Source organism: Duganella caerulea (genome assembly GCF_040362985.1).
Classification (GTDB): domain Bacteria; phylum Pseudomonadota; class Gammaproteobacteria; order Burkholderiales; family Burkholderiaceae_D; genus Rugamonas; species Rugamonas vulcania.
In genome coordinates, this window is record NZ_BPWJ01000002.1 from 687,220 (window position 1) to 711,966 (window position 24,747).

Consider the following 24,747-nt stretch of genomic DNA (forward strand, 5'->3'; position numbering starts at 1 on the left):
CGAACAACGGCGAAGGGGGCTGGATCGGACAGCCGGGGATGCCGGCATGGCCAAGGCGGCCCCACCGTTGTAAGTGCGCCCAAGCGGCCGCCTTGGCCGGAATTGCTCCCTGCCTGTCCTTTTGTCCCCCGTGCGGTGGCGGCTTTGTTTGCACAATGAATCCTGGCTTTTCATAAAACGGGAGATAGAAATGGCTGACCAACAGACGGACAAAATTATCGATTGCGGCGATGCGGTGTGCGTGGTGGGAGCGGGGCCGGGCGGCCTGTCGGCGGCGCGGGCGTTGAAGGGCATGAAGCTGGCGTATGAGCAGTTCGAGCGTCATTCGGACGTGGGCGGTATCTGGGACATGAGCAATCCCGGTAGTCCGATCTACGAATCGGCGCACTTCATCTCGTCGCGCGACCTGTCGGGCTTTATCGGCTTTCCGATGCCGAAGTCGTTTCCGGACTATCCCACCAACCGGCAGATACTGAGCTATGTGCGCAGCTACGCCGAAGCCTTCGACCTGCGCGGCGCGATCCGCTTTAACACGCCGGTGCAGAACGTGAAGAAGGAAGATAGCGGCAAGTGGCTGGTGACGCTGGGCGACGGCAGTCGCCGGCGCTATCGCGCGGTGATCTGCGCCACCGGCTGCAACTGGGATCCGAATATGCCGGAGGTGAAGGGCCACTTCAATGGCGAGATCCGCCACTCCGTCACCTACAAGAGCAGCGACGAATTCGCCGGCAAGCGGGTGATGATCGTCGGCGCCGGCAACTCGGGCGCGGACATCGGCTGCGACGCGGCGGCGCGCGCGGACAAGGCTTTCATCAGCCTGCGGCGCGGTTACCACTTCATTCCCAAGCATTTGTTTGGCCTGCCGGCGGACCAGGTGGGCGAGAGCGGCCCGCAACTGCCGATGTGGATTGCGCGCCCGATCATGAGTCTTTTGCTGAAGATGTTCACCGGCGACCTGACCCGCTTCGGCTTGCCCAAGCCGGACCACCGCCTGTTCGAGAGCCATCCTTTGCTCAACTCCCAGCTGCTGCACAATCTCCAGCACGGCAATATCGCCGTCAAGCCGGACGTGGCCAGCTACGACGGCGACGAGGTGGTGTTCAAGGACGGCAGCCGCGAGAAGCTGGACCTGGTGATCTACGCCACCGGCTACAAGTGGAGCTGCAAATACGCGGCCGAATACTTCGAGTGGCGTGGCGGCAGGCCGCAGCTCTACCTGTCGATGTTCAGCCGCGACCACCGCAACCTGTTCGGCATCGGCTATGTCGAGACCAATTCCAGCGCCTACAAGCTGTTCGACACGGAGGCCTTCATGATCGCGGCCTACCTGCGCGACCAGCTGGACAACCCGGGCGGCGCCAGCCGGTTCGATGCGTTGATCGCCAACGACAATCCGGACCTGTCGGGCGGCCTGAAATTCGTCAAGTCGCAGCGGCATGAGGTGTACCTGGAGGCGCATGCGCTCAAGTCCTACTTGAAGCGCTTGCGCAGGAAGATGGGTTGGCCGGAGCTGAGCGAAACCTATTACGACCATCTGCGCACCGGCGCCACGGCGCAGCCGTCGCCGGCGCTGCGCGTGGCCGCGTGAGGAACCCACACATGGACAAGACTTTGCAGTACTACCAGCAGCAAGCCGCGCAGCTGGACTTTGAAACCCGCGCGCTGATCGGCGGGCGTTTCGTCAACGCCGTCTCGGCCGAGGAGTTCGATTCCATTAATCCCGCCAACGGGCGGCGGCTGGCCGGCATCGCGCGCTGCGGCGCGGTGGAGGTGGACGACGCGGTCAGCGCGGCGCGCCAAGCCTTCGAGCGTGGCTACTGGTCGGGCGCCTCGCCCAAGCATCGCAAGAAGGTGCTGCTGCGATTGGCCGATCTGGTCGAGGCCAACCTGGAGACGCTGGCGGTGATGGAGAGCCTGGACTCGGGCAAGCCGATACGCGATGCGCTGGCGGCCGACCTGCCGGACATGATCGAGTGCCTGCGTTGGCACGCCGAGGCGGCCGACAAGCTGTACGACCAGATGGCGCCGACCGCGCCCGACGTGGTGGCGATGATCGTGCGCGAGCCGATCGGCGTGGTGGGCGCGGTCCTGCCGTGGAATTTTCCGCTGTACCTGGCCGGCTGGAAGATCGGCCCGGCGCTCGCCAGCGGCAATTCGATGGTGATCAAGCCCGCCGAGCAGACGTCGCTGACGGCGCTGATGCTGGGCCGCCTGGCGCTGGAGGCCGGCGTGCCGGAGGGCGTGCTCAATATCGTGCCGGGCTACGGCGAGACGGTGGGGCAGGCGATGGGCCGGCACCGCGATATCGACTGCATCAGCTTTACCGGCTCGGGCGAGGTGGGGCGGCTGTTCCTGAAGTATTCGGCGGAGTCGAACCTGAAGCGGGTGGTGCTGGAATGCGGCGGCAAGAGCCCGGCGCTGGTGCTGGCCGACGCCGCTGACTTGCCGCGCGTGGCGCAGCAGGTGGCCACAGGGGCGCTGTTCTGCCAGGGCGAGAACTGCAGCGCGGGTTCGCGGCTGATCGTGCATCGTTCGCGCAAGGAGGAGCTGCTGGAGCTGGTCAAGGGCGCGTTTGACGAGTGGCGGGTCGGCGATCCGCTCGATCCGGCCACGCGGGTGGGCGCGCTGATCGAGCCTGGCCACATGCAGCGCGTGCTGGCCTACATCGACGGCGGCAAGGCGCAGGGTGCGGCGCTGGTGCACGGCGGCGCGCAGGTGCGGCGCGATTCCGGCGGCAGCTTCGTGGAGCCGACGATTTTCGATCATGTGCAGCCGTCGATGAACATCGCGCGCGAGGAGATCTTCGGGCCGGTGCTGTCGGTGCTGGGCTTCGACACGTTGGCCGAGGGCGTGGCGATGGCCAACGACACCAACTACGGGCTGGCTTCGTCGGTCTACACCAGCAACCTGGATGCGGCGCACGGCGTGGCGCGGGCGATACGGGCCGGTACCGTGTCGGTCAACTGCTTCTCCGAGGGCGATACCGGCGTGCCGTTCGGCGGGTACAAGGAGTCCGGTTTCGGCGGGCGCGAAAAATCGCTGATGGCGCACGACCAGTACACCGAGACCAAGACCATCTGGATGCAGCTCGGCGCGGCCGGCGGCACCGGGACCACTTGATAGGAACACTCATGGCTATTACATCGAAGAGCGGCCGGGTCGCTCTCATCACCGGCGGCGCGGGCGGCATCGGCCGCGAGATATGCCGCGGCTTCATCGAGCGCGGCATCATCTGCGTGCTGGCCGACTACAACCAGGAGGCGCTGGACCGCGCCACCGCCGAGCTGGGACCGGCGGCGGTCGGCGTGGCGGTCGACCTGTCCGATTTCAGCAAGCTGCCCGCGTTGCTGGCCTTCGTGCAGGCGCGCTACGGGCGGCTGGACATCCTGGTCAACAACGCCGCCATCACCGGCACCGGGCATTTCGAGGAGCGTTCGGTTGAGCATATCCTGGGGGAGTTGAACATCAACCTGCTGTCGCCCATCGTGTTGACGCGGCTGGCCTTCGCGGCCCTGCAGCGCAGCGGCGATGGGCGCGTGATCAACACCGTGTCCCTGGGCGGGATCTTCCCGCTGCCGGAGACCGGCGTGTATTCGGCCACCAAGTTCGGGCTGCGCGGGGCCATGCTGTGCCTGGGCATGGATCGCGAGCGGCATGGCGTGCATGTCGGCAGCGTGCTGCCTTCGGCCACCGAGACGCCGATGCTGATGCGCGAGGCGGTCGAAGGCGGCAACACGCTGCAGTTCATGGACCCGCCGCAGCAGCCGGCGGACGTGGCGCGCCAGGTGATGCGCATGCTCGACAACCCTTGCCTGGAGCGGTATCCGCGCTTGAGCGAGTCGTGGTCGGTGCGGCTGGCGATGCTGGCGCCGAACTTCCTTCCTCGCCTGATACCGCTGTTCCGCAAGAAGGGCGTGCGCGGCCACGCGCGTTACATGGAATCGCTGCGCAAGCGCGGGCTGGTGGTTTCCAACGAAGGGAAGTGGGAGCTGTCCTGACAGGCCAGCGCTAGGCCCAGGCGTTGGGGCGCGGTGCCGCCGCGCCTTGGCGCACCTGGTTCGGCAACATGCCGGACCAGCGCTTGAAGGCGCGGCGGAAGTTGCGCGCGTCCGTGAAGCCGGTCGCCATGGCGACATCCACCAGCGGCATGTCGCTGCGCTTGAGCAGGTCGAGCGCGCATTCGTAGCGCACCTGGTCCACCAGTCGCTGGTAGCTCGTGTTCAAGTCCGACAGGCGGCGTCGCAGCGTGCGTTCGCTGAGGTTGAGCGCCGCGCCGATGGCGGCCAGGCCGGGTACCTCGTCGATCGAGACCCGCAGCAGGTTCATGATCGATTCCACCAGGTCGTTGCGCGGCTGGTCCACGTCCAGCAGCTTGTCGATCTGCGCCTGCAGGGTGGCCTGCATGTAGCGGTCGTGGGTGGGCAACGGGCAGTGGAACCAGGCCATGTCGCAGATCAGCCGGTTCATCGGCGCGTTGAACATGACCGGGCAGCGGAAGTATTCGTTGTAGGCGCTGGCGTAGGCCGGACGCGGGTAGCGCAGCTCCAGCCGCGCGGGCCGGAAGTGCGAGCCGACCAGCGCGCGCGACACTTCCACGCTGCTGACGAAAATCTCCTCGATGAAGAAAGGCTCCATTTCGGGATCGTGGAAGCGGGTGGTGACTTCGGCGACGAAGTGATGTTCGTCGAGGATGCCGAGTTCATTGACCGTGAGGGCGCCGGCGGCGCGCTGGTGGCGCACCAGGTAGTGAAAGGCTTCGCCCAGCGTGGCGCAGGTCAGCATGCCCAGGCCGGGCAGGCCGAAACAGACCACGGTCTGGCGGGCGCCGGTGGCGATGCCGATGGCCGGATCGCCCCAGCGCTGCATGGCGCGCTTCACCAGCAGGCTGGTTTGGCGGTAGGAGACGCGGAAGCTGGCGTCGCACAGGTTCTCGGGCGTGAAGCCCAGGCCTTTGCACAGGCGTTCGGGCGAGTGGCCGCGGCTGGCGAGCAGTTGCAGGACCTGGCGGATCACATGCGGCGGCACGTCGGCGTCAGAATCGGGATGGTGGGATTTCGCCGTCACGGCAGCTCCTTTTGTAGATGGAGCCAGCATAGTATGGATTCGGGGGCGCGGGGCGTCCGGCGTGGAAATGGCCGGATCGGTGTCTCTTTTTGGCCGCTTCGGCCCCCATGCCGCGCGGCGCCGCCGTATGCTTGACTCCAGCGTGCAATCTCGCCGCTCACTTCGGAGGAACGATGATCATCACCCCAGCGCAGCCCGCGCGCCAAGTCCGACCCACCTTCGTGCTGGCCTGCTGCTGGGCGCTGGGCATCGGCGGCACCACCATGATGCCGCTGCTGGTGACGAACGCGATGGCGCGCCTGCGGCTGGACGAGGGCGCGGCCACCATGCTGGCCGGGGCGGAGGTGGTGGGCATGCTGGCCGGCTGCATCGCGCTGCCTGCGCTGGCCAGGCGCTGGCCGTCGCAGCTCACCGCCGGCGCGCTGGTGCTGCTGGTGTGGAGCCAAGTGCTGTCGGCATTGACAGTGTCGGCGCCGGCGTTCGCCATGGCGCGCTTCGGGGCCGGCTTCTGCGAGGCGCAGATGATCGTCATGGTCGGCATCTGCCTGGCCTGCCATCGCGATGCGGAGCGCTTGTGGGGCGTGGTGCTGCTGCTTTCCGGGCTGGCGGTGGCGGGGGTGTTCACTTTACTGACCCTGCTGCCGGGTGTGGCGGCGGGCAGCGGCATCTGGTACGGCCTGGCGCTGCTGGCGGCGGTGCTGGGGCTGGCGGCGGTGCGGGTGCCGGTGCTGATGCCTGCGCCGCAGCCGGTGGTCCATGCCGGCCATCGGCGCGGACGGGGGGAGGTGTGGCTGGCGTGGGGCGTGTTCGTCGGCGTGTACAGCGTGCAGGCGGGCGTGTGGGCGGTGTCGGCGCTGCAGGGGGAGCGCATCGGACTGTCGCTGCCGTCCATCGGCATGCTGCTGTCGCTGTCGTCGCTGTTGGGGTTCTTCGGCGCGGTGGTGCCGGCCATACCGGCGCTGGCGGCGCGGCGCGGGTTGACGGTAATGGCGGCGCTGGCGGTGATGTCGGCGTCGGTGGCCGGCTTCTTCATGGCGCGCGGCGTGGCGGCGTTCTTCGTCGCGCAGCTGGTGTTGAACGCGGCCTTCTATACCATCATGGCGATACTGAACAGTTTTATCTCGGCGCGCGACCGCGATGGCTCGCTGCTGTCGCAATCGGTGGTGGTGACTTTCGCGGCGGTGGCGCTGGGGACGGTCGGCGCCGGGGCGCTGTTCCAGGACCTGGGCGGCTGGGGCGTGATCCTGTTTTCGCTGCTGGCGCTGGCGGCCAGCGTGCCGCTCGGGCTCAAGGCCCTGCGCGGCCATGGCCGGATCAGCGCATCACCAGCGCCTTGACGGCCTCCATCGCGGCGCTGCCGGTGGTGGTGGCTTGCACCTGATTGCGGCCGCCTTCCTTGGCCACGTACATGGCGCGGTCGGCGGCGACGAACAACGATTCGATGTTGTCCAGCTGGTGCGGCCGGATGGTGGCCACGCCAATGCTCACCGTCAGCCACGCCGAGGTGGTCGAGCGCGGGTGCGGGATCCGCAGCGATTCGACGTGGGCGCGGATCGATTCGGCCAGCAGGTGGGCCGAGTCGCCGTCGGTTTCGGCGAACAGCAGCACGAATTCCTCGCCGCCGTAGCGCGCCGCCAGGTCGGTCGGGCGCAGCGCGTGCGAGGCGATGGCCTGCGCCACCTGCTGCAGGCAGGCGTCGCCGGCCGGGTGGCCCAGGGTGTCGTTGTACAGCTTGAAGTGGTCGACGTCTAGCACCACCAGCGACAGGGGCAGGCCGCTGCGCATGGCGCGCTGCCATTCCTTTTCGAGGAAGGTGTCGAAGTGGCGGCGGTTGGCGATCTTGGTCAGCGGGTCGACCATGGCGGCGCGCTGCAGCGCGTCCTCCGATTGCTTGTGGTGGGTGATGTCGTGCAGCAGGCCGATGAACAGCGGCTGGCGCAGGTACATCGGCGTCAGGGTCAGGTCCATGCACACCGAGCTGCCGTTGCGGTGGCGGATGATCACCTCGCGCGTGCCGTGGCTGTGCGCCGTCTCCGGCGCGGCGGCGTAGCGGTCGAAGTAGTCCAGGTATTCCTGCGCCACCAGGGGGTTGAGCAGGTCGGCGATGGAGCTGCCGGCCAGTTCGTTTTCCTGGTAGCCGAGGTATTTGTCGCAGGCCGGGTTGGTGAACTGGATGCGGCCGTCCGCTTCGATGATCAGCAGGCCCTCGGCCATGTTGTTGACGATGGTGCGCAGGCGCTCGGCCTGTTCTTCCTGGGTCTCGCTGCGGCTGCGGATGTTGAGTTGCGTGCGCACGCGGGCGCTCACCTCGGCCATCCGCAGCGGCTTGCTGATGTAGTCCACCGCGCCGATGTCGAAGCCGGCCACCACGTCCTCGGTCTCGGTGCGCGCGCTCATGAAGATGACTGGGATGCGCTGGGTGGCCGCGTGGCTCTTGAGCTGGCGGCAGGTCTCGAAACCGTCCATGCCGGGCATGACCACGTCGAGCAGGATCAGGTCCGGATGGACGCGGCGGGCGATCTTCAGCGCCCGTTCGCCGGAGGTGGCGACAAAGGTCTGGTAGCCTTGTTGGACCATCAGTTTGCGCAGCGCGCTCAGGTTCTCCGGCGCGTCGTCCACTATGAGTATCGCGGCGTCGCGCCGCGTGGCTAGAAGAGGATTGGGGACTGGGTTGAACAAGGGCTGGCCTGACAGGAAAGTGACTATTCGTTCAAATCATAACGCGTCGGCCCGCCGCCATGTGAAAAATCATGGGCAGTTTTTTGAGGAAGTCTTCGGAATTTGCGGCGATGCCACGCCAGCATGCTAATGGCTTACTTAATGTTGATGGGATGTTATGGCTTTGGCCGGCGGGCGTGACTTTTGGTGATAAAGTCGCGGCGGCTTTGTTGTATTTGTGGGCGGCGCGGGGCCGCCCACAATTGGCGGGACTGATCAGATCTTGGCGGCGATCAGCTTGCCGAGGATCTCGATGCCGGTGCGGATGCGGTCCGGCGCCACGGTGACGAAGGACAGGCGCAGCGTGTTGGTTTCCGGCTCGTTGGCGTAGAACGGCGAACCTGGCACGAAGGCGACCTTCTGGGCGATGGCTTCGTCCAGCAGCTTCATGGCGTCGATGTGCTTAGGCAGCGTGACCCAGATGAACATGCCGCCTTCCGGCTTGGTCCACTCGACGCCGGCCGGGAAGTGCTGGGCCATCGCGTCCAGCATGACCTGGCACTGGTCGCCGTACAGGGCGCGGATTTTCGGGATGTGGCGGCCCAGGAAGCCGTCCTTGATCACTTCGTGCACGACCATCTGGGTCAGCTGCGAGGTGTGCAGGTCGGCGGCCTGCTTGGCCAGCTCCAGGCGGCGCACCAGCGGCAGCGGGGCGACCACGTAGCCCAGGCGGATGCCGGGGGTCAGCACCTTGGAGAAGGAGCCCATGTAGATCACGCCTTCCGGGTTCATCGCCACCATCTTCGGCAGCGGGTCGCCCTTGTAGCTCAAGGCGCCGTACGGATCGTCCTCGATCAGCGGCAGGCCGAGGCGGGCGCAGGTTTCCACCAGCTCCAGGCGGCGCTCGACGGACAGGGTGCGGCCGGTCGGGTTCTGGAAGTTCGGCAGCGCGTACAGCAGGCGCGCGCCCTGGGCGACGGCGTCCAGCGACGACGGCACCAGGCCATGTTCGTCGGTGGCGACGGATTTGAATTCAGGACGGTAGACCGAGAACGCCTGCAGCGCGCCCAGGTAGGACGGGGTCTCGACCAGCACGCGGCTGCCTTCGTCGATCAGCACCTTGCCCAGCAGGTCCAGCGCTTGCTGGGAGCCGGAGGTCATCAGCACCTGTTCCGGCACGATCTTGGCGCCGTTGGTGGACAGCGAATCGGCGATCCACTGGCGCAGCGGCAGGTAGCCGTCGGTCGGGCCGTATTGCAGGGCGACCTTGCCGTTCTCGCTCAGCACCTTGTCGAAGGCGGCTTTCATCTCGTCGACCGGGAAGGTCAGCGGCGACGGCAGGCCGCCGGCGAAGGAGATGATCTCCGGCTGCTGGGTGATCTTGAGGATCTCGCGGATGAAGGACGATTGCAGCTGGTCGGCGCGTTCGGAGAAGCGCCACTGGATCGGATTGGGGTTTTCGATTTTCATACATGTCTCACTAGGTGAACCGGCACTGCCGGTTGTTCATCAAGCTCGCTTGTGGCGTGCTCTTATAAAAGGAACGGCTTCGGGTAAGAAGCCGCCCGCTTACGCGACTTCCGCGATCAGTTCGATTTCGACGCAGGCGCCAAGCGGGATTTGTGCGACACCAAAGGCCGAGCGGGCGTGCTTGCCGGCTTCGCCGAAGACTTCGCCCAGCAGCTCGGAGGCGCCGTTGGTGACCAGGTGCTGTTCGGTAAATTCAGGGGTGGAGTTCACCAGGCTCATGACCTTGACGATGCGCTTGACGCGGGTCAGGTCGCCGCCGACGGCCGCCTGCAGGGTGCCCATCAGGTCGACCGCGATGGCGCGCGCGGCGGCCTTGCCTTCGGCGGTGTCGATGTTCTTGCCCAGTTGGCCGACCCACACGCTGCCGTCGGCGCGCTTGGCGATATGACCCGACAGGAACACCAGGTTGCCGGTTTGGGCGTACATGACGTAGGCCGCCGCCGGGGTGGCGGGTGCGGCGAGGGTGATATCGAGCGCTTTCAGTTTTTCGTAGACAGACATGTGGTTATCCAAAGAGTAAGTGGGAAAAGCAGGTTCAAGACCGATATTGTACGTCAGCGGCAGGGGCTGCCCGCAATCGCGGCGAAATCAAGATAGTCTACGGTTTTCGCCCCGTTTTACCTGCATTTTGCGGCCGGCACCCACCACGGCGATGACGGCGATTGCAAAAACGACAGTGGGCCAGGCCAGCGTTTCGCCCAAAACCAGGGCCGCGCCGAGCAGCGACAGGAAGGGCTGGACCAGCTGCACCTGGCCGACCCGCGCCACGCCGCCCAGCGCCATGCCGCGGTACCAGAAGAAGAATCCGATGAACATCGAGAACACGGAGACGTAGGCGAAGCCGGTCCAGGCGGCGGGGCTGGCGACGGCCAACTGCGGGCCGTCCTGCCAGCACAGCCAGCCCACCAGCGGCAGCAGCGCCGGCGCCGAGAGCAGCAGCGCCCAGCAGATGGTTTGCTGTCCGCCCAGCGTCTGCGACAGGCGGCCGCCGGCGGCGTAGCCCATGGCGGCCAGCAGCACGGCCAGGAAGATGGCCAGGTCGGCCGGCTGCAGGCTGCCGCCGCTCTGGCCCAGCGCAAAGCCGATCACCAGAGCCGAGCCCACACTGGCCATGATCCAGAAGCCGGCCGACGGCTTTTCGCCGGCCAGCAGGGCACCGAAGACGGCGGTGGCCAGTGGCAGGATGCCGACCAGCACGGCGCCGTGGGCGGCGGGCAGGCTGCGCATGGCGATGGAGGTCAGCCAGGGGAAGCCGATGATGCAGCCCACCGCCACCATGGCCAGCGGCGCCAGGGCGGAGCGCGGCGGCAGCGGGGCGCGCTTCCAGGCCAGCCAGCCGGCGGCCAGCACGGCGGCCACCAGCGCGCGGCCGAGGGCGACGAAGGTGGGCGAGAGGCCGGCGCCGGCATCGCCGCCGCCCACGGCCAGGCGGGTGAAGGGGAGCGTCAGGCTGAAGATGGCGACCGCGATCAGGCCAAGCAGCATGCCGGTGGTTTCATCGCTCAGGCCAGTGCTGGTGGCGATGGGGACGGCGGCGGGCGGCGGGGCGCTGTGGGTCATGCGGTCTCCAGTGGCGGTTATGGTTGGTATGGTTGTATGCTACGTGACAAAACCAGTACAGTGCCAGTACACTTGTGCACATAATTTCTCATACTGTGACGGTAAAATGACCAATACACGCACGCGCACTTCACTTTTGGGCGCCGCCGCGTCGGCCGCGGCGGAGGCGGTGGCCGAGGCGCTGGCGGCGGCCGAGGCGCGTTCGGCGGCCAAGGCGGCCTCCGGCCGGACGGTGGCGGCGGCTGACGCACACTTGACGGCCAAGGCGGCTAGTAGCCGGGCCGTCGCGGCGGCCGCGCCGGGACCGGCCGTGGCGACGGTGGCGACCGCGTCGTCGGGGGCGGCGTCTGCGGCGCGCGCGGCGGCGGCGACGGCGGCGACCAAGGGAGGCAAGAGCGGTGAGGGCGGTACTGGCGGCAGGGGCGCGGCGCGGGCGGCGCAGCCGGGGATGGTGCTCGGACTGCTGTCGCGCGAGTCGGGCGAGACGCTGATCGACCAGATCGTGCGCTCGGTGGCGGCGCGCATCGACGACCGCCTGCTGCGCGGCGGCGCGCGCATGCCGTCGATCCGCGCGTTCGCGGCGGCGCATGGGGTGTCGGCGTTCACGGTGGTGGCCAGCTACGACAAGCTGGTGGCCTCCGGCTATCTGGAGTCGCGCCGGGGCGCCGGCTTTTTCGTGCGCGAGCCGGCGGCGATGGAGCTGAACCTGGCGCAGCGCCGGCCCGGCGGGCGGCGCCGGACCGGCGAGGCGGAACGCGACCACCCCGGCGTCAAGCCGATCGACGTGGTCTGGCTGGTGCGGAATATGTTCCGCCAGATGCCGCACGGGCAGATGCCGGGCACCGGCGTGCTGCCGCCGGACTGGCTGGACGGCGTCGCCATCGGCAACGCGCTGCGCGCGGTCAGCCGGCAAAACGCCAACCTGCTGATCGGCTACGGCGTGCCGCAGGGCTTCCTGCCGCTGCGCCAGCAGCTGCAGCTGAAGTTGGCCGAGCTGGAAATCGCCGCCGCGCCCGAGCAGATCGTCACCACGGCCGGCGTGACGCAGGCGCTGGACCTGGTGGCGCGCGAGTTCACGCGGCCGGGCGACACGATCTTTGTCGACGATCCGGCCTGGTTCCTGATGTTCGGCTCCTTCGCGGCGCTGGGCGCCAAGGTGGTGGGCATTCCGCGCCTGGCCGACGGCCCGGACATCGCCCAGCTGGCCGAACTGGCGGCGCTGCACAAGCCCAAGCTGTACATCATCAACTCGGTGCTGCACAACCCCAGTTCGACCTCGCTGTCGGCGGCCAAGGCCTTCCAGGTGCTGCGGCTGGCGGAGGAGCATGACTTCATCATCGTCGAAGACGATATCTATTGCGACCTGCATCCTGGCGTCGCGGTGCAGCCGGCCACGCGGCTGGCGGCGCTGGACCAGCTGCAAAGGGTGATTTACCTGGGCGGCTTCTCGAAGACGATGGCGGCCAACCTGCGGGTGGGCTTCATCGCGACCTCGCCGGAGCGCGCCGAGCGCCTGGCCGACCGCAAGATGCTGACCATGCTGACCACCAGCGATATCGGCGAGCGGGTGGTGTACAAGGTGCTGTCTGAGGGCTCGTTCCGCAAGCATATCGACCGGGTGCGCGCGCGGCTCGACGGCATCCGCGCCAAGACCATCCGCCAGATGGAGCGGGTGGGGCTGAAGGTGGACGTGGTGGCGCCGGCCGGCATGTTCGTGTGGGTCGATGCGGGTTGCGACACCAATGTGCTGACCGAGAAGGCGATGGCGCACAACATGCTGCTGGCGCCGGGCAGCCTGTTCTCGCCCAAGCAGCTGCCGTCGACCCGCATGCGGCTCAACGTGGCGGCCATGCAGGAGCCGGCGGTGTGGCGCTTTCTGGAGCGGGAATTGGGCAAGTGAGGGGCAAATGAGGGGCCAATGAGGGGCCGCTCTTGAAATCGCTCTTATAATCCCCACTTTCCTGGAACTTTTGCGTTTTTTGTATCATCCACCACAAGACTATTGAGGCTTTCAAAATGGCAGACACCGATAAGCAAACCCTGGGATTTCAGGCCGAAGTAAAACAGCTGCTGCAGCTGATGATCCACTCGCTGTACTCGAATAAAGAGATTTTCCTGCGCGAGCTGATTTCGAACGCGTCCGACGCGGCCGACAAGCTGCGCTTCGAGGCGATCAACAACGACGCCCTGTATGGCAACGACCATGAGCTGAAGATCAAGGTATCGTTCGACAAGGCCGCGCGCACCATCACGATCTCCGACAACGGCATCGGCATGAGCCGCGACGAGGCGATCTCGCACCTGGGCACCATCGCCAAATCGGGCACCAAGGAATTCTTCGGCAAGCTGTCGGGCGACCAGCAGCAGGACGCGGCCCTGATCGGCCAGTTCGGCGTGGGCTTCTATTCGGGCTTCATCGTGGCCGACAAGATCACCGTTGAAACCCGCCGCGCCGGCGCGCCAGCCTCCGAAGGCGTGCGCTGGGAATCGGCCGGCGAGGGCGATTACTCGGTCGAGCAGGTCGAGAAGACCGGCCGCGGCACCGACATCATCCTGCACCTGCGCGAGGGCGAGGACGAGCTGCTGTCGTCGTGGAAGATCAAGTCCATCATCCGCAAGTACTCGGACCATATCTCGCTGCCGATCGTGATGGCGAAGGAGGAGTGGGACGAGGAGAAGAAGGAAACCGTCGTCAAGGACGAACTGGAAACCATCAACCAGGCCAGCGCGCTGTGGGCCCGCAACAAGGCCGACATCACGCCGGAGCAGTACGACGAATTCTACAAGCACGTGTCGCACGACTTCCAGGCGCCGCTGACGCACACGCACAACCGCGTGGAAGGCCGCAGCGAGTACACGCAGCTGCTGTACATCCCTGCCAAGGCGCCGTTCGACCTGTGGGACCGCAACAAGCGCGGCGGCATCAAGCTGTATGTCAAGCGCGTGTTCATCATGGACGATGCCGAGCAGCTGATGCCGGCCTACCTGCGCATGGTGAAGGGTGTGATCGATTCGGCCGACCTGCCGCTGAACGTGTCGCGCGAGATCCTGCAGGAATCGCGCGATGTGAAGGTGATCCGCGACGGCTCGACCAAGCGCGTGATCGGCATGCTGGAGGAGCTGGCGAACGCCGATGAGCAGGAGAAGAAGGACAAGTACGTCACCTTCTGGAAGGAGTTCGGCCAGGTGCTGAAGGAGGGCATCGGCGAGGACGCGGCCAACAAGGACCGCCTGGCCAAGCTGCTGCGCTTCGCCTCGACCGCCAACGACAGCGACGAGCAAAGCGTCTCGCTGGAGCAGTACGTGGCGCGCCTGAAGGAAGGCCAGGACAAGATCTACTACGTCACGGCCGATAACTACGTCGCCGCGAAGAACTCGCCGCACCTGGAGATCTTCCGCAAGAAGGGCGTGGAAGTGCTGCTGCTGACCGACCGCGTGGACGAGTGGATGCTGTCCTTCCTGACCGAGTTCGAAGGCAAGGAGCTGGTGTCGGTGGCCAAGGGCGGCCTGGATCTGGGCGCGCTGGAGGACGAGGCCGAGAAGAAGGAGCACGAGGAGACCGAGACTTCGTACAAGGATTTGGTCGGCAAGATGAAGGAAGCCTTGTCGGACAAGGCCAAGGACGTGCGCGTGACGTTCCGCCTGACCGATTCGCCGGCCTGCCTGGTGGCGGACGAGCATGAGCTGTCGGGCAACCTGCTGCGCATGCTGAAGGCGGCGGGCCAGAGCGCGCCGGAATCCAAGCCCATCCTGGAGATCAACCCTAACCATCCGCTGGTGACGCGCCTGAAGTACGAGGAATCGGGCACGGCGTTCGGCGACTGGGCCAACATCCTGTTCGACCAGGCGCTGCTGGCCGAGGGCGGTTCGCTGAGCGATCCGGCCACCTTCGTCAAGCGTCTGAACGAGATGCTGCTGAACGGGGCAAGCAAGTAAGACCTGTCCCGGGAGTTGTGCTATTTTAGGGTTTCATTGGCACACTCTTGGGATGTACATGAACAAGATCCTCTGGGCGCTGACTGGCGCCCTTGTTGTTTCCGCTCCGGCCGTCCTGGCCCAGCTGCCGGCCTCGACGCCGGGCGTGGCGGCGGTTCCCCTTTATCCTGCATTGCCGAGCGAGACGCCGGACGAGTTCAAGGCGCCGTTGGACGGCCTGGACTACGTCAAGCGCAGCGTGATGATACCGATGCGGGACGGCGTCAAGCTCAATACCGTGATCATCGTGCCGCGCAAGGCCAGCCATGCGCCCATCCTGCTGACGCGCACGCCCTACAACGCGGTCGAGCTGACCAGCCATAACGAGAGCTCGCAGATGGAGTCCATGCTGCAGGGCTATGACAACGCGGCCGATGTCATCGCCGAGGGCGGTTATATCCGCGTGGTGCAGGATGTGCGCGGCAAGTATGGCTCAGAGGGCGATTATGTGATGAACCGGCCGCTGAGCGGCAGCGCGCTCAACCCGACGCCGGTCGATCATTCGACCGATACCTGGGACACCATCGACTGGCTGATCAAGAACATCCCCGAGACCAATGGCAAGGTCGGCATCATCGGCATTTCGTATGACGGCTTCCTGCCGCTGATGGCGCTGGTCCATCCGCATCCGGCGCTGAAGGTGGCGGTGCCGATGAACCCGATGGTGGACGGCTGGCGCGGCGACGACTGGTTCCACAACGGCGCGTTCCGGCAGGTGAATTTGTCGTATGTGCTGGAGCAGGTGGTCACGCGGCGCAACGAGGCCAAGTGGTACACCTCGCACTACGACGATTACGACACCTTCATCCGCGCCGGTTCGGTGGGCGAGCTGGCGCGCCAGCGGGGCGTGGAGCAGAGCGGCTTCTGGCGCAAGATTGTCGCGCATCCGAGCTATGACGCGTTCTGGAGCGGGCAGGCGATGGACAAGATCCTGGCGCAGCAGCCGGTGACGGTGCCGACCATGCTGGTGCACAGCCTGTGGGATGCCGAGGATATTTATGGCGCGATCGCGGTGTACAAGGCGATCAAGCCGCATGACCAGGACAACAAGGTGTATCTGGTGATGGGGCCGTGGAACCATGGCGGTGGCATCGGCGATGGCAGCCATCTGGGTCCGCTGCGCTTCAACAGCGATACGGCGCTGCACTTCCGGCAGGAGATCTTGCGGCCTTTCCTGGACCGCTACCTGAAGGATGATGCGCCGGCAGGGGCGGCCACCCCGATCGCGCCGGTGACGGCGTTCGAGACGGGCAGCAACAAGTGGCGCTCGCTGAACAGCTGGCCGAGCGGCTGCGTCAGCGGCTGCGCGATCGCGCCGGGCACGTTGAGGTTGGCGGCCGGCGGCAAGCTGCGGTTGACCAGCGAGGCGTCGCGGCCGGCCTTGGCGCCGGCACAGCGGGGGGCGTTCGACGAGTATGTGTCCGATCCGGCCAAGCCGGTGCCGTACCGCGCGCGGCCGATCGCGCCGTATGGCTACGACGAGGCCAAGGGCCAGACCTGGCCGCGCTGGCTGGTGGACGACCAGCGCGAGGCGTCCGGCCGCACCGATGTGCTGAGCTATACGACGGACGTGCTGACGGCGCCGGTGAAGATCAGCGGCGAGCCGGTGGCGCATCTGCTGGCCGCGACCAGTGGCAGCGACGCGGACTGGGTCGTCAAGCTGATCGACGTCTACCCGGACCAGGTGGCGGCGCAGCCGGAGATGGGCGGCTACCAGCTGATGGTGTCCGCCGATATCTTCCGGGGGCGCTACCGCGAGAGCCTGGAGACGGCCAAGCCGATCACCGCCAACACGGCCTTGCCTTACACCTTCGCCATGCCGACCGCCAACCACGTGTTCCTGCCGGGGCACCGCATCATGGTGCAGGTGCAGTCCAGCTGGTTCCCGTTGTACGACCGCAACCCGCAGACCTTTGTGCCGAACATCTTCTACGCCCAGCCGGGCGACTACAAGAAGGCGACCCAGCGCGTCTACCACGACAGCTATATCGAGCTGCCGCTGGTCGGCGCGGCGCGCTAGTCAGGCCTGCTTGCGGCGGCGCCGCGCCATCAGCAGCACGACCGGCACGCCCAGGCCCAGCATGCCAAGCATGGCGGGCTCTGGCACCGGTGCGGCCACCAGGAAGCCGCGGATTTCTCCGCCGGGATATTTGTCGCTGTGGATGTTGAGGTAGGCTTCGCCGCCGGCCAGGCCGGCGCCGAAGGCCTGTTCCGCGCCGGCCGTGGTGCCGCCGTGGCTGCTGATGAAGGCCGGGTTCCAGCTGCTGGCCAGCGAGGTGTTGTAGGTGTTGGTGTAGGCGCCGTTCATCACGCCCATGGGGAAGCCGCCGAAGGTGGGCGTTTCCGTGGCGATGCCGGCGGTGCCGGCGTCCGCCATGGCGGTGCAGCAGTGGATGTGCGAGGCGGTGCTGGGGCCGAGCAGGCCGCTGAAGGCCACGTCCACCTGCAGGACGTGGGTGGCGGCGTCGAACGCGACCACCGCCGCGCCAATGCCCGGCGAGGTGTTGGACGGCGATTCCTTCGGGCCGGTGAGGATGGCGGTGTAGGTGGCGGCGCTGGCCGTCGCGGTCATGAGCAGCAGGCCGGCGGCGGCTGCGCAATGGCGGAGATGCTGGTTCATTTTTCTTCCCTCCTTGTGCGTGATGCTTAGTTAGAGGGCCGGCCGGCGCGGGAGTTCCCTCAGCGGTGCACCTTTTCGCAGAAATCGCGCAGCAGGCGTTCGCCTTCGGGCCAGGGGCCGTAGCCGGCGTCGCCGTTGATGTGGCCGGCGTTGCCGATCTCGACGTACTCGCTGCCCCAGGCTTGCGCGAACTGGCGCGCGCGCTGCGGGCTGACGTACGGGTCGTCGCTGCTGGCGATCACGATGCTGGGGAAGGGCAGGCGCGCCAGCAGCATGGGCTGGAAGCCGGTGGTGCAGTCGGGATAGCCGGGGGCGTCGGTGTCGCTGGGGGCGACCAGAAAGGCGCCGGCGATCTTCAGCGTCGAGCCGGAGGCGGCCCAGCGGCCGACCAGCGAGCAGCTCAGGCTGTGCGCGGCCAGTACCGGCGGGCGTTGGCAGCGGGCGATGGCGGCGTCCAGTTCGGCCACCCATTCGTCGCGGTCGGGGGTGTCCCAGTCGCGGTGTGGTACGCGGACCCAGCCGGGGTGCCTGGCTTCCCATTGCGTTTGCCAGTGGGCGGGGCCGGAGTTCCACAGGCCGGCCAGGGTCAGTACTTCGTAGTCCATGCGGTTTCCTTGCTGGGTAAGATGGTGCTTATCTTACTGCGCCAAGGTGCGCAATATGTGCCGGCGCGGGCGTTTTGCGCAAGCGGGGACAAATGCCGGGAATCAAGCCGGAGCAGGGGGATGGGGTGCCTTTTCGCGGACCTTCGGAAAAACGGTACTGATTCGGCTCTCTGAAACCTTCTGAAATCCGCGGAATCGCGCTGGCGGGGGGGCGGCGGAATTTACAGCACGATCCGGATGATTTCAGAGGGTTTTAGAAGGCGGTTTCAGTAGCGTTTTTCCGAAGGAGCGTGCAGACCCACCCCCGGTGTGTATTCTCGCGGCAATCTCAGAGGGCGGTACGCAGGGCGAACAGTTCGGGGAACAGCACCACGTCCAGCATCTTGCGCAGGTAGCTGACGCCGGCCGTGCCGCCGGTGCCGGTCTTGAAGCCGATGATGCGCTCGACCGTGGTGACGTGGCGGAAGCGCCAGAAACGGAACGCGGTTTCCAGGTCGACCAGCTTTTCGGCCAGCTCGTACAGCGCCCAGTGGCGGCTTGGGTCGCGGTAGACTTCCAGCCACGCGTTCTTGACGGACTCGTCGGCGACGGTCGGCTGGGTCCAGTCGGCGTTCAGGCGCTCGGCGGAGACCGGCAGGCCGTTGCGGGCCAGCAGCTTGATCGCTTCGTCGTAGACCGACGGCTCGCGCAGCGCCTTGTCCAGCACGGCGAACGCGGCGGGCGCGGTGGTGTGGACGTTGAGCAGCGCGGCGTTCTTGTTACCGAGGATGAACTCGATCTCGCGGTACTGGTAGGACTGGAAGCCCGACGACGCGCCCAGGTAGGGGCGGATGGCCGTGTACTCGGGCGGCGTCATCGTGGCCAGCACGTCCCAGGCGTGCACCAGCTGGTCCATGATGCGGGCCACGCGGGCCAGCATCTTGAAGGCCGGGGCCAGGTCGTCCGATTGCAGGTGGCTGCGCACCGCGTGCATCTCGTGCAGCATCAGCTTCATCCACAGTTCGCTGGTCTGGTGCTGGACAATGAACAGCATCTCGTTGTGGTTGGGCGACAGCGGGTGCTGGGCGTTGAGGATCTGGTCCAGGCCCAGGTAGTCGCCGTAGCTCATCGAATTGCTGAAGTCCATCTGCGCGCCATGCCATTCGGCGCTGCCGGCGGCGGCGTGCATCGGGCAGGCGCTGGTGCTGGTTTTGGAATCGCTCATATTATTTATCTCGTTTTCAGGTCACGGCGTCGCGCTTGGCGTCGACGTTATAGTCTTTGCGGTCGAGGATGTCGCGCAGGATGTCCACCGCGTCCCAGACGTCGGCATAGCTGGTGTACAGCGGCGTGAAGCCGAAGCGCATGATGGCCGGCTCGCGGTAGTCGCCGATGACGCCGCGCGCGATCAGCGCCGACATCACCGCGTAGCCGTGCGGATGGGTGAAGCTGACCTGGCTGCCGCGCCGCGCGTGCTCGCGCGGCGTGACCAAGCCCAGCGGATGATCGGCGCAACGCTGCTCGACCAGTTCGATGAACAAATCGGTCAGGGCCAGCGACTTGGCGCGGATGGCGGCCATGCTGGTCTGGCCGAACACATCCAGGCCGCACTCGACCATCGCCAGCGACACCACCGGCTGCGTGCCGCACAGAGCGCGCCCGATGCCGTCGGTGGGCGCGAAGTCGGGTGCCATGGCGAACGGGGCGGCGTGGCCCCACCAGCCCGACAGCGGCTGGCGGAAGCGCTTTTGGTGCTTGCGCGGCACCCAGATGAAGGCCGGCGCGCCCGGGCCGCCGTTCAGGTATTTATAGGTGCAGCCCACGGCCAGGTCGGCGCCGTCGGTGTTCAGGTCGATCGGCACCGCGCCGGCCGAGTGTGCCAGGTCCCAGACGATCAGCGCGCCGGCCGCGTGGGCGAGGGCGCTGGTGGCGCGCATGTCGTGCTGGTAGCCGGTGCGGTAGTTGAGGTGGGTGAGCATGACGACGGCGGTGTCGGCGTCGATGGCGGCCGGCAGTTCCTCGACCGAGTCGACCAGCTTGACGCTGTAGCCGCGCTCCAGCCAGCCGCTCAGGCCCTGGGCCATGTAGATGTCGGTGGGGAAGTTGGAGCGCTCGGTGACGATCACGCGGCGCCCGGACCGGGCCGGGTCGGTGGCCTGCATGTGCAGCGCGGCGGCCAGTGCCTTGAACAGGTTGACCGAGGTGGTGTCGGTGATGACCACTTCGCCGTCCATGCCGCCGATCAGCGGGGCCAGGCGGTTGCCCAGGCGCTTGGGCAGGTCGAACCAGCCGGCGCTGTTCCAGCTGCGGATCAGGTCATGGCCCCATTCCCGGGCGATCACGTGCTGGGCGCGGGCCAGCGCGGCCTTGGGGCGGGCGCCTAAAGAGTTGCCATCCAGATAAATCACACGGTCGGGCAGGTCGAACTGGTCGCGCAGCGCGGCGAGCGGATCTTGCGCGTCGCGGCCCAGGCAGTCATTGCGAGTTGTCATTATGTAACTTTCTTGCAAGGGTGGGGAGATGCTTTAGGCTTCAATAAGTTGCCAGTGTAACCCGAAAAATCGCCGGCGGGCCCCGCGCGGGAACCGCCACCCGCCCGCAAACCCGCATGGATGCTGGCTTTGCGACTTTTTTAAATTATTTTCGATTTTTTTCAAAAAAACCCTAAAGTTCCCCGAAACGCTGCCGTTACCAGATTCATGATGAGCGGAAAAGCGCCATCAGGTTGCAGGAAGCGAGTCGAAAATAGTTCAAAATATTTTCGATGGAACCCTAAAGTTCCTGAAGAAGCTGCCGTAACCGGGTTAGATGTAGCAAAAAAGAGTCGCTGAATCGTTTTATTTTCGCTTCATGACAGGGCTTTTTTGAAGATCTTGGACCTTACCAAACCGGCGCCGCAAGGGCGCTGATGAGTGATTCGCGAGTGTTTGTCAGACAAACACCGACGGATCGCGTTCGCTATTTCCCGACGAAAAATACGGAGGACATCCTCTACTCGTATTTTTGTTGCTCCCGCAGAATGTATCTCACTGGAAACGCAATTGTGTTCCGCAGTGCAGATACTAGGAGATGGAAAATGACCGCTAACGATATGATGGCTGAAATTCGCGACGCTAACCTGAGCTACCTGATGTTGGCCCAGCAGATGATCCGCGCCGACAAAGTTACCGCGATCTTCCGCCTCGGCATCGCCGCCGAGATCGCCGACCTGATCGAAGGCATGAGCAACGCGCAGATCCTGAAACTGGCAGGCGGCAACATGATGCTGGCCCGCTTCCGCTTCGACGACAGCGCCATCCTGTCGATGCTGACCAACTATAATAAGGACCGCGTGCTGGCCCAGTCGCACGCCGCCATCCTGATGGCCGGCCAAGCCGTCGAAGAAATCGCCTGATCACCCAGCCGGAGCCGGATCATGTCCAAGAAAAGCGTAGTGACGGAAGCCCAGGAAATCCAGCTGGCCATCGAACTGATCCAGCTTGGCGCGCGCCTGCAGCTGCTGGAGTCGGAAGTGTCGCTGTCGCGCGAGCGCCTGCTCAAGCTGTACAAGGAGCTCAAGGGCGTGTCGCCGCCAAAGGGCATGCTGCCGTTCTCCACCGACTGGTTCCTGACCTGGCAGCCGAACATCCACTCCTCGCTGTTCATCAACATCCACAAATTCCTGACCGAGCACGCCGGCGCCACCGGCATCGAGGCGGTCATGAAAGCGTACAAGCTGTACCTGGAACAAATGCCGCCGGAAGCGGGCGAGGAGCCGCTGCTGTCGCTGACCCGCGCCTGGACGCTGGTGCGCTTCTTCAGCGGCAAGATGCTGGAACTGGCGCCGTGCGGCAAATGCCAGGGCAAGTTCGTGGTCAACTGCATGGACCTGAACGGCAGCTATGTCTGCGGCCTGTGCCACATGCCCTCGCGCGCCGGCAAGACCAAGAAGGCCCGCGACGCCGACGTCCTGGCCGCGTGAGCCGGCCCGGCCCCGATCCCTACCTGCTGCGCATCGCCCGCGCGCCCGCCGTGCGGGCGCTGTTGATCCAATGCGGCGCCGCGCCGCTGACGCTGGCCATCATTTATGTGATGGCCAGTTGCCGTTTACCGGTCGATTACTGGAGCGTGGCCGCCGTGCAGGGCCTGCTGGCGGCCGGCCTGACCTGGAAGCTGGGCCTGGCCGCGTGGTGGCGCCCGATCCAGCTGCTGTTTCCGGCCGCGCTGCTGGCCGCGCTGGCGCTGCAACTGCCGCCGTGGCTGTTCCTGGTCGCCTTCCTGATTTTGCTCGGCCTGTACTGGTCGACCTTCCGCACTCAGGTGCCGTACTACCCGTCGCACCCGGCGGTGTGGGATGCGGTACGTCAAATTCTGCCGCCGCCGGCGGCCGACGGCGCGCCGCTGCGGGTGATCGACATCGGCAGCGGCCTGGGCGGACTGGTGCTGTACCTGGCGCGCCAGCGCCCGGACGCCGAATGCCACGGCATCGAGCTGGCGCCGCTGCCCTGGTTGTATAGTCGACTGCGCGCCGCCGTCACCGGCAGCCGCGCCCGCTTCACGCTGGGCGATTACGAAAAACTGGACTTCGGCCGCTACCGGCTGGTGTTCGCCTACCTGTCGCCGGCCGCCATGCCCGGCCTGTGGCGCAAGGCGGCGGCCGAAATGCGGCCCGGCGCCATGCTGGCCAGCTACGAATTTGCTATCGACGCCCGGGCGCCGGACCGCACCATCCACGCCACAGCAAGCGAGGATGCCCTCTACATATGGTACTTTTAAGCATCATTTGGCGTTATTCTCTTGCCCGCTCCCCCCTAGTCACGCTATTGTAGTTCTACATGTAAATTTATTGAAATCGGGCGATTGTTAGGTATGATACCGCCCGTTTTCATACCGGGGAGTCTGGGCACTTGTTAGTCATAATTGGATATGTGGTGGTCTGCGTCGGCGTGTTCGGCGGCTTCGCCATGAACGGCGGGCATCTGGCCGCGCTGCTGCAGCCGCTCGAGCTGGTGATGATCGGCGGCGGCGCGCTCGGCGCCTTCCTGGTCGGGAACAACGGCAAGGCGCTCAAGGCCACCCTGGCCGCGATCCCGACCCTGTTCAAGGGCTCGCGCTACACCAAGGACCTGTACATGGAGCTGATGTCGCTGCTGTTCGACGTGTTGTCCAAGGTGCGCAAGGAAGGCCTGATGTCGATCGAGGGCGACATCGACAGCCCCGAGCAGAGCCCGCTGTTCAGCAAGTATCCGAGCGTGCTGGAGGACCACCACATCGTCGAGTTCATGACCGACTACCTGCGCCTGATGGTGTCCGGTAATATGGATGCGTTCCAGATCGAGAACCTGATGGACAACGAGATCGAGACCCACCACCACGAGCACGCCGTGCCGGCGCACGCGATCGCCAAGCTGGGCGACGGCATGCCGGCGTTCGGCATCGTGGCCGCGGTGATGGGCGTGGTGCATACGATGGAATCGGTGGGCCTGCCGCCGGCCGAGCTGGGCATCCTGATCGCGCACGCGCTGGTCGGCACCTTCCTCGGCATTTTGCTGGCCTACGGCTTTGTCGGTCCGCTGGCCAGCCTGCTGGAACAAAAGCTGGACGAATCGACCAAGATGTACCAGTGCGTGAAGGTCACGCTGCTGGCCAGCCTGAACGGCTACGCGCCGGCGCTGGCGGTGGAGTTCGGCCGCAAGGTCCTGTACTCGACCGAGCGCCCCAGCTTCGCCGAGCTGGAGGATCATATTAAGAAATCGAAGTCCAAGTGAGCGCGCGCGTGACAGGCGGCGCCGTGGCAACCATAAGGAAGCATCATGGCTGAAGAGGGCTTGCGGCCGATTATCGTCAAGCGCATCAAGAAGGGCGGCGGCGGCCACCATGGCGGCGCCTGGAAGATCGCGTACGCCGACTTCGTGACGGCGATGATGGCCTTCTTCCTCCTGATGTGGCTGCTCGGCTCGACCACCAAGGGCGACTTGAACGGCATCTCGGAATACTTCAAGACGCCGCTCAAGGTGGCCATGCAGGGCGGCTCGGGCAGCGGCGACAGCTCGTCGGTGATCCCGGGCGGCGGCAAGGACCTGACCCGGCGCGACGGCCAGGTCAAGGCCAGCGACGACCCGCAGATCAAGAAGACGTTTAATCTGACCGCGGCCAAGGCCGCGCTGGAGGCCGAGGAAAACCAGCGCCTCAAGGCGCTCAAGCAAAAGATCGAGGCGCAGATCGAGGCCAACCCGCTGCTCAAGAAATACAAGGACCAGCTGCTGCTCGACATCACCAGCGAGGGCCTGCGGATCCAGATCGTCGACGAGCAGAACCGGCCGATGTTCGCGCTGGCCAAGGCCGAGCTGCAACCGTACACGCGCGAGATCCTGCACGCGATCGGCTTCGTGCTGAACGACGTGCCCAACAAGATCGGCCTGTCCGGCCACACCGACTCGACGCCGTACCTGAGCGACGCCGGCTACAGCAACTGGGAACTGTCGGCCGACCGCGCCAACGCCTCGCGGCGCGAGCTGATCGCCGGCGGCATGGCCGACAACAAGGTGCTGCGGGTGGTGGGGCTGGCCTCGGCCGCCCACCTGGACAAGGCCGATCCGTTCAACCCGATCAACCGCCGCATCAGCATCATCGTAATGAACAAGCGCACCGAGGAAAACGTGATGCGCGACGGCGCCCGCCAGCTGGAGGTGGACGCCGAAGAAGGCCAGGCGCCGGCGGCTGGCGCGGCGCCCGCGCCGTCCGGCCCGCCGGTGCGCAAATAAAGCAGGTGACGAG

The 24,747-nt window shown here is 66.0% G+C and carries 21 protein-coding genes; 12 read left to right on the forward strand and 9 right to left on the reverse strand.

Annotated features, from left to right (window positions below):
* Positions 1-190: 190 nt before the first annotated feature.
* Genes ACUJB0_RS07930 through ACUJB0_RS07940 form a run of 3 tightly spaced genes read left to right on the forward strand, consistent with a single transcriptional unit; the run spans position 191 to position 3,998 of the window.
* A complete protein-coding gene (locus ACUJB0_RS07930) occupies positions 191-1,588 on the forward strand; it encodes a flavin-containing monooxygenase (RefSeq protein WP_444844750.1) in 1,398 nt (465 codons plus the stop codon).
* An 11-nt stretch (positions 1,589-1,599) separates the two neighbouring features.
* The gene (locus tag ACUJB0_RS07935; protein ID WP_444844751.1) at positions 1,600-3,120 is read left to right on the forward strand and encodes an aldehyde dehydrogenase; all 1,521 of its coding nucleotides are present in this window, start codon (positions 1,600-1,602) and stop codon (positions 3,118-3,120) included.
* Positions 3,121-3,131: 11 nt separating this feature from the next.
* Positions 3,132-3,998 (forward strand): SDR family NAD(P)-dependent oxidoreductase, encoded by an 867-nt coding sequence (locus tag ACUJB0_RS07940; protein WP_444844752.1) that lies wholly within the window; start codon positions 3,132-3,134, stop codon positions 3,996-3,998.
* Positions 3,999-4,008: 10 nt separating this feature from the next.
* Here the strand turns inward: ACUJB0_RS07940 and ACUJB0_RS07945 are convergent, their stop codons facing one another.
* Positions 4,009-5,064 (reverse strand): AraC family transcriptional regulator, encoded by a 1,056-nt coding sequence (locus tag ACUJB0_RS07945; protein WP_444844753.1) that lies wholly within the window; start codon positions 5,062-5,064, stop codon positions 4,009-4,011.
* 173 nt (positions 5,065-5,237) lie between these two features.
* On the opposite strand from ACUJB0_RS07945, the gene ACUJB0_RS07950 reads away from it, so the two are divergent.
* Entirely contained in the window at positions 5,238-6,401 is a 1,164-nt protein-coding gene (locus ACUJB0_RS07950; protein WP_444844754.1) for an MFS transporter, read from the forward strand.
* On the opposite strand, the gene ACUJB0_RS07955 is transcribed toward ACUJB0_RS07950, so the two are convergent.
* The 4 genes from ACUJB0_RS07955 to ACUJB0_RS07970 all read right to left on the reverse strand — a co-directional run bounded on the left by ACUJB0_RS07955 (position 6,379) and on the right by ACUJB0_RS07970 (position 10,812).
* On the reverse strand, positions 6,379-7,743 hold the full coding sequence (locus ACUJB0_RS07955) for a diguanylate cyclase domain-containing protein (protein ID WP_444844755.1): 1,365 nt from the start codon (positions 7,741-7,743) through the stop codon (positions 6,379-6,381). The two genes, ACUJB0_RS07950 and ACUJB0_RS07955, sit on opposite strands and share 23 nt — an antisense overlap.
* Before the next feature lie 255 nt (positions 7,744-7,998).
* Complete coding sequence (locus ACUJB0_RS07960) at positions 7,999-9,192, reverse strand: aminotransferase-like domain-containing protein (RefSeq protein ID WP_161082109.1); 1,194 nt, start codon at positions 9,190-9,192, stop codon at positions 7,999-8,001.
* 99 nt (positions 9,193-9,291) lie between these two features.
* Positions 9,292-9,753 carry a RidA family protein gene (locus ACUJB0_RS07965; protein ID WP_117013612.1) on the reverse strand — a complete coding sequence of 154 codons (462 nt, stop codon included), beginning with the start codon at positions 9,751-9,753 and terminating at the stop codon, positions 9,292-9,294.
* 87 nt (positions 9,754-9,840) lie between these two features.
* Positions 9,841-10,812, reverse strand: coding sequence for a DMT family transporter (locus tag ACUJB0_RS07970; RefSeq protein ID WP_444844756.1), 972 nt, complete (start codon positions 10,810-10,812; stop codon positions 9,841-9,843).
* A gap of 106 nt (positions 10,813-10,918) precedes the next feature.
* Here ACUJB0_RS07970 and ACUJB0_RS07975 point away from each other — a divergent pair, with 106 nt between their 5' ends.
* The 3 genes from ACUJB0_RS07975 (at position 10,919) to ACUJB0_RS07985 (ending at position 16,807) form a co-directional block, all read left to right on the forward strand.
* Complete coding sequence (locus tag ACUJB0_RS07975) at positions 10,919-12,712, forward strand: aminotransferase-like domain-containing protein (RefSeq protein WP_444844757.1); 1,794 nt, start codon at positions 10,919-10,921, stop codon at positions 12,710-12,712.
* Between the two features lie 116 nt (positions 12,713-12,828).
* The gene (htpG, locus tag ACUJB0_RS07980; protein WP_444844758.1) at positions 12,829-14,748 is read left to right on the forward strand and encodes a molecular chaperone HtpG; all 1,920 of its coding nucleotides are present in this window, start codon (positions 12,829-12,831) and stop codon (positions 14,746-14,748) included.
* A 58-nt stretch (positions 14,749-14,806) separates the two neighbouring features.
* A complete protein-coding gene (locus ACUJB0_RS07985) occupies positions 14,807-16,807 on the forward strand; it encodes a CocE/NonD family hydrolase (RefSeq protein ID WP_444844759.1) in 2,001 nt (666 codons plus the stop codon).
* Here ACUJB0_RS07985 and ACUJB0_RS07990 read toward each other — a convergent pair whose 3' ends face one another.
* The 4 genes from ACUJB0_RS07990 to kynU all read right to left on the reverse strand — a co-directional run bounded on the left by ACUJB0_RS07990 (position 16,808) and on the right by kynU (position 20,483).
* A complete protein-coding gene (locus ACUJB0_RS07990; protein ID WP_444844760.1) occupies positions 16,808-17,407 on the reverse strand; it encodes a CHRD domain-containing protein in 600 nt (199 codons plus the stop codon).
* A 59-nt stretch (positions 17,408-17,466) separates the two neighbouring features.
* The gene (locus ACUJB0_RS07995) at positions 17,467-18,012 is read right to left on the reverse strand and encodes an RBBP9/YdeN family alpha/beta hydrolase (RefSeq protein ID WP_444844761.1); all 546 of its coding nucleotides are present in this window, start codon (positions 18,010-18,012) and stop codon (positions 17,467-17,469) included.
* A 328-nt stretch (positions 18,013-18,340) separates the two neighbouring features.
* The gene (gene kynA / locus ACUJB0_RS08000) at positions 18,341-19,216 is read right to left on the reverse strand and encodes a tryptophan 2,3-dioxygenase (protein ID WP_444844762.1); all 876 of its coding nucleotides are present in this window, start codon (positions 19,214-19,216) and stop codon (positions 18,341-18,343) included.
* A gap of 16 nt (positions 19,217-19,232) precedes the next feature.
* Entirely contained in the window at positions 19,233-20,483 is a 1,251-nt protein-coding gene (gene kynU, locus ACUJB0_RS08005; RefSeq protein ID WP_444844763.1) for a kynureninase, read from the reverse strand.
* A 584-nt stretch (positions 20,484-21,067) separates the two neighbouring features.
* On the opposite strand from kynU, the gene flhD reads away from it, so the two are divergent.
* The 5 genes from flhD (at position 21,068) to motB (ending at position 24,734) form a co-directional block, all read left to right on the forward strand.
* Positions 21,068-21,385 (forward strand): flagellar transcriptional regulator FlhD, encoded by a 318-nt coding sequence (gene flhD, locus ACUJB0_RS08010; protein WP_008450090.1) that lies wholly within the window; start codon positions 21,068-21,070, stop codon positions 21,383-21,385.
* Between the two features lie 21 nt (positions 21,386-21,406).
* Positions 21,407-21,952, forward strand: coding sequence for a flagellar transcriptional regulator FlhC (gene flhC / locus ACUJB0_RS08015; protein ID WP_161092992.1), 546 nt, complete (start codon positions 21,407-21,409; stop codon positions 21,950-21,952).
* Positions 21,949-22,746, forward strand: coding sequence for a class I SAM-dependent methyltransferase (locus ACUJB0_RS08020; RefSeq protein ID WP_444844764.1), 798 nt, complete (start codon positions 21,949-21,951; stop codon positions 22,744-22,746). The genes flhC and ACUJB0_RS08020 overlap by 4 nt, the downstream gene beginning before the upstream one ends.
* A 131-nt stretch (positions 22,747-22,877) precedes the next feature.
* Positions 22,878-23,738 (forward strand): flagellar motor stator protein MotA, encoded by an 861-nt coding sequence (gene motA, locus ACUJB0_RS08025; RefSeq protein WP_161087066.1) that lies wholly within the window; start codon positions 22,878-22,880, stop codon positions 23,736-23,738.
* Between the two features lie 45 nt (positions 23,739-23,783).
* Positions 23,784-24,734, forward strand: coding sequence for a flagellar motor protein MotB (motB, locus tag ACUJB0_RS08030; protein ID WP_444844765.1), 951 nt, complete (start codon positions 23,784-23,786; stop codon positions 24,732-24,734).
* Positions 24,735-24,747: the final 13 nt, after the last annotated feature.

Coding starts and splice junctions, on each gene's coding strand:
- ACUJB0_RS07930 (WP_444844750.1), top strand. CDS start 191: ATGGCTGACCAACAGACGGACAAAATTATCGATTGCGGCGATGCGGTG.
- ACUJB0_RS07935 (WP_444844751.1), top strand. CDS start 1,600: ATGGACAAGACTTTGCAGTACTACCAGCAGCAAGCCGCGCAGCTGGAC.
- ACUJB0_RS07940 (WP_444844752.1), top strand. CDS start 3,132: ATGGCTATTACATCGAAGAGCGGCCGGGTCGCTCTCATCACCGGCGGC.
- ACUJB0_RS07950 (WP_444844754.1), top strand. CDS start 5,238: ATGATCATCACCCCAGCGCAGCCCGCGCGCCAAGTCCGACCCACCTTC.
- ACUJB0_RS07960 (WP_161082109.1), bottom strand. CDS start 9,192: ATGAAAATCGAAAACCCCAATCCGATCCAGTGGCGCTTCTCCGAACGC.
- ACUJB0_RS07965 (WP_117013612.1), bottom strand. CDS start 9,753: ATGTCTGTCTACGAAAAACTGAAAGCGCTCGATATCACCCTCGCCGCA.
- ACUJB0_RS07970 (WP_444844756.1), bottom strand. CDS start 10,812: ATGACCCACAGCGCCCCGCCGCCCGCCGCCGTCCCCATCGCCACCAGC.
- ACUJB0_RS07975 (WP_444844757.1), top strand. CDS start 10,919: ATGACCAATACACGCACGCGCACTTCACTTTTGGGCGCCGCCGCGTCG.
- htpG (WP_444844758.1), top strand. CDS start 12,829: ATGGCAGACACCGATAAGCAAACCCTGGGATTTCAGGCCGAAGTAAAA.
- ACUJB0_RS07985 (WP_444844759.1), top strand. CDS start 14,807: ATGAACAAGATCCTCTGGGCGCTGACTGGCGCCCTTGTTGTTTCCGCT.
- ACUJB0_RS07990 (WP_444844760.1), bottom strand. CDS start 17,407: ATGAACCAGCATCTCCGCCATTGCGCAGCCGCCGCCGGCCTGCTGCTC.
- ACUJB0_RS07995 (WP_444844761.1), bottom strand. CDS start 18,012: ATGGACTACGAAGTACTGACCCTGGCCGGCCTGTGGAACTCCGGCCCC.
- kynA (WP_444844762.1), bottom strand. CDS start 19,216: ATGAGCGATTCCAAAACCAGCACCAGCGCCTGCCCGATGCACGCCGCC.
- kynU (WP_444844763.1), bottom strand. CDS start 20,483: ATGACAACTCGCAATGACTGCCTGGGCCGCGACGCGCAAGATCCGCTC.
- flhD (WP_008450090.1), top strand. CDS start 21,068: ATGACCGCTAACGATATGATGGCTGAAATTCGCGACGCTAACCTGAGC.
- flhC (WP_161092992.1), top strand. CDS start 21,407: ATGTCCAAGAAAAGCGTAGTGACGGAAGCCCAGGAAATCCAGCTGGCC.
- motB (WP_444844765.1), top strand. CDS start 23,784: ATGGCTGAAGAGGGCTTGCGGCCGATTATCGTCAAGCGCATCAAGAAG.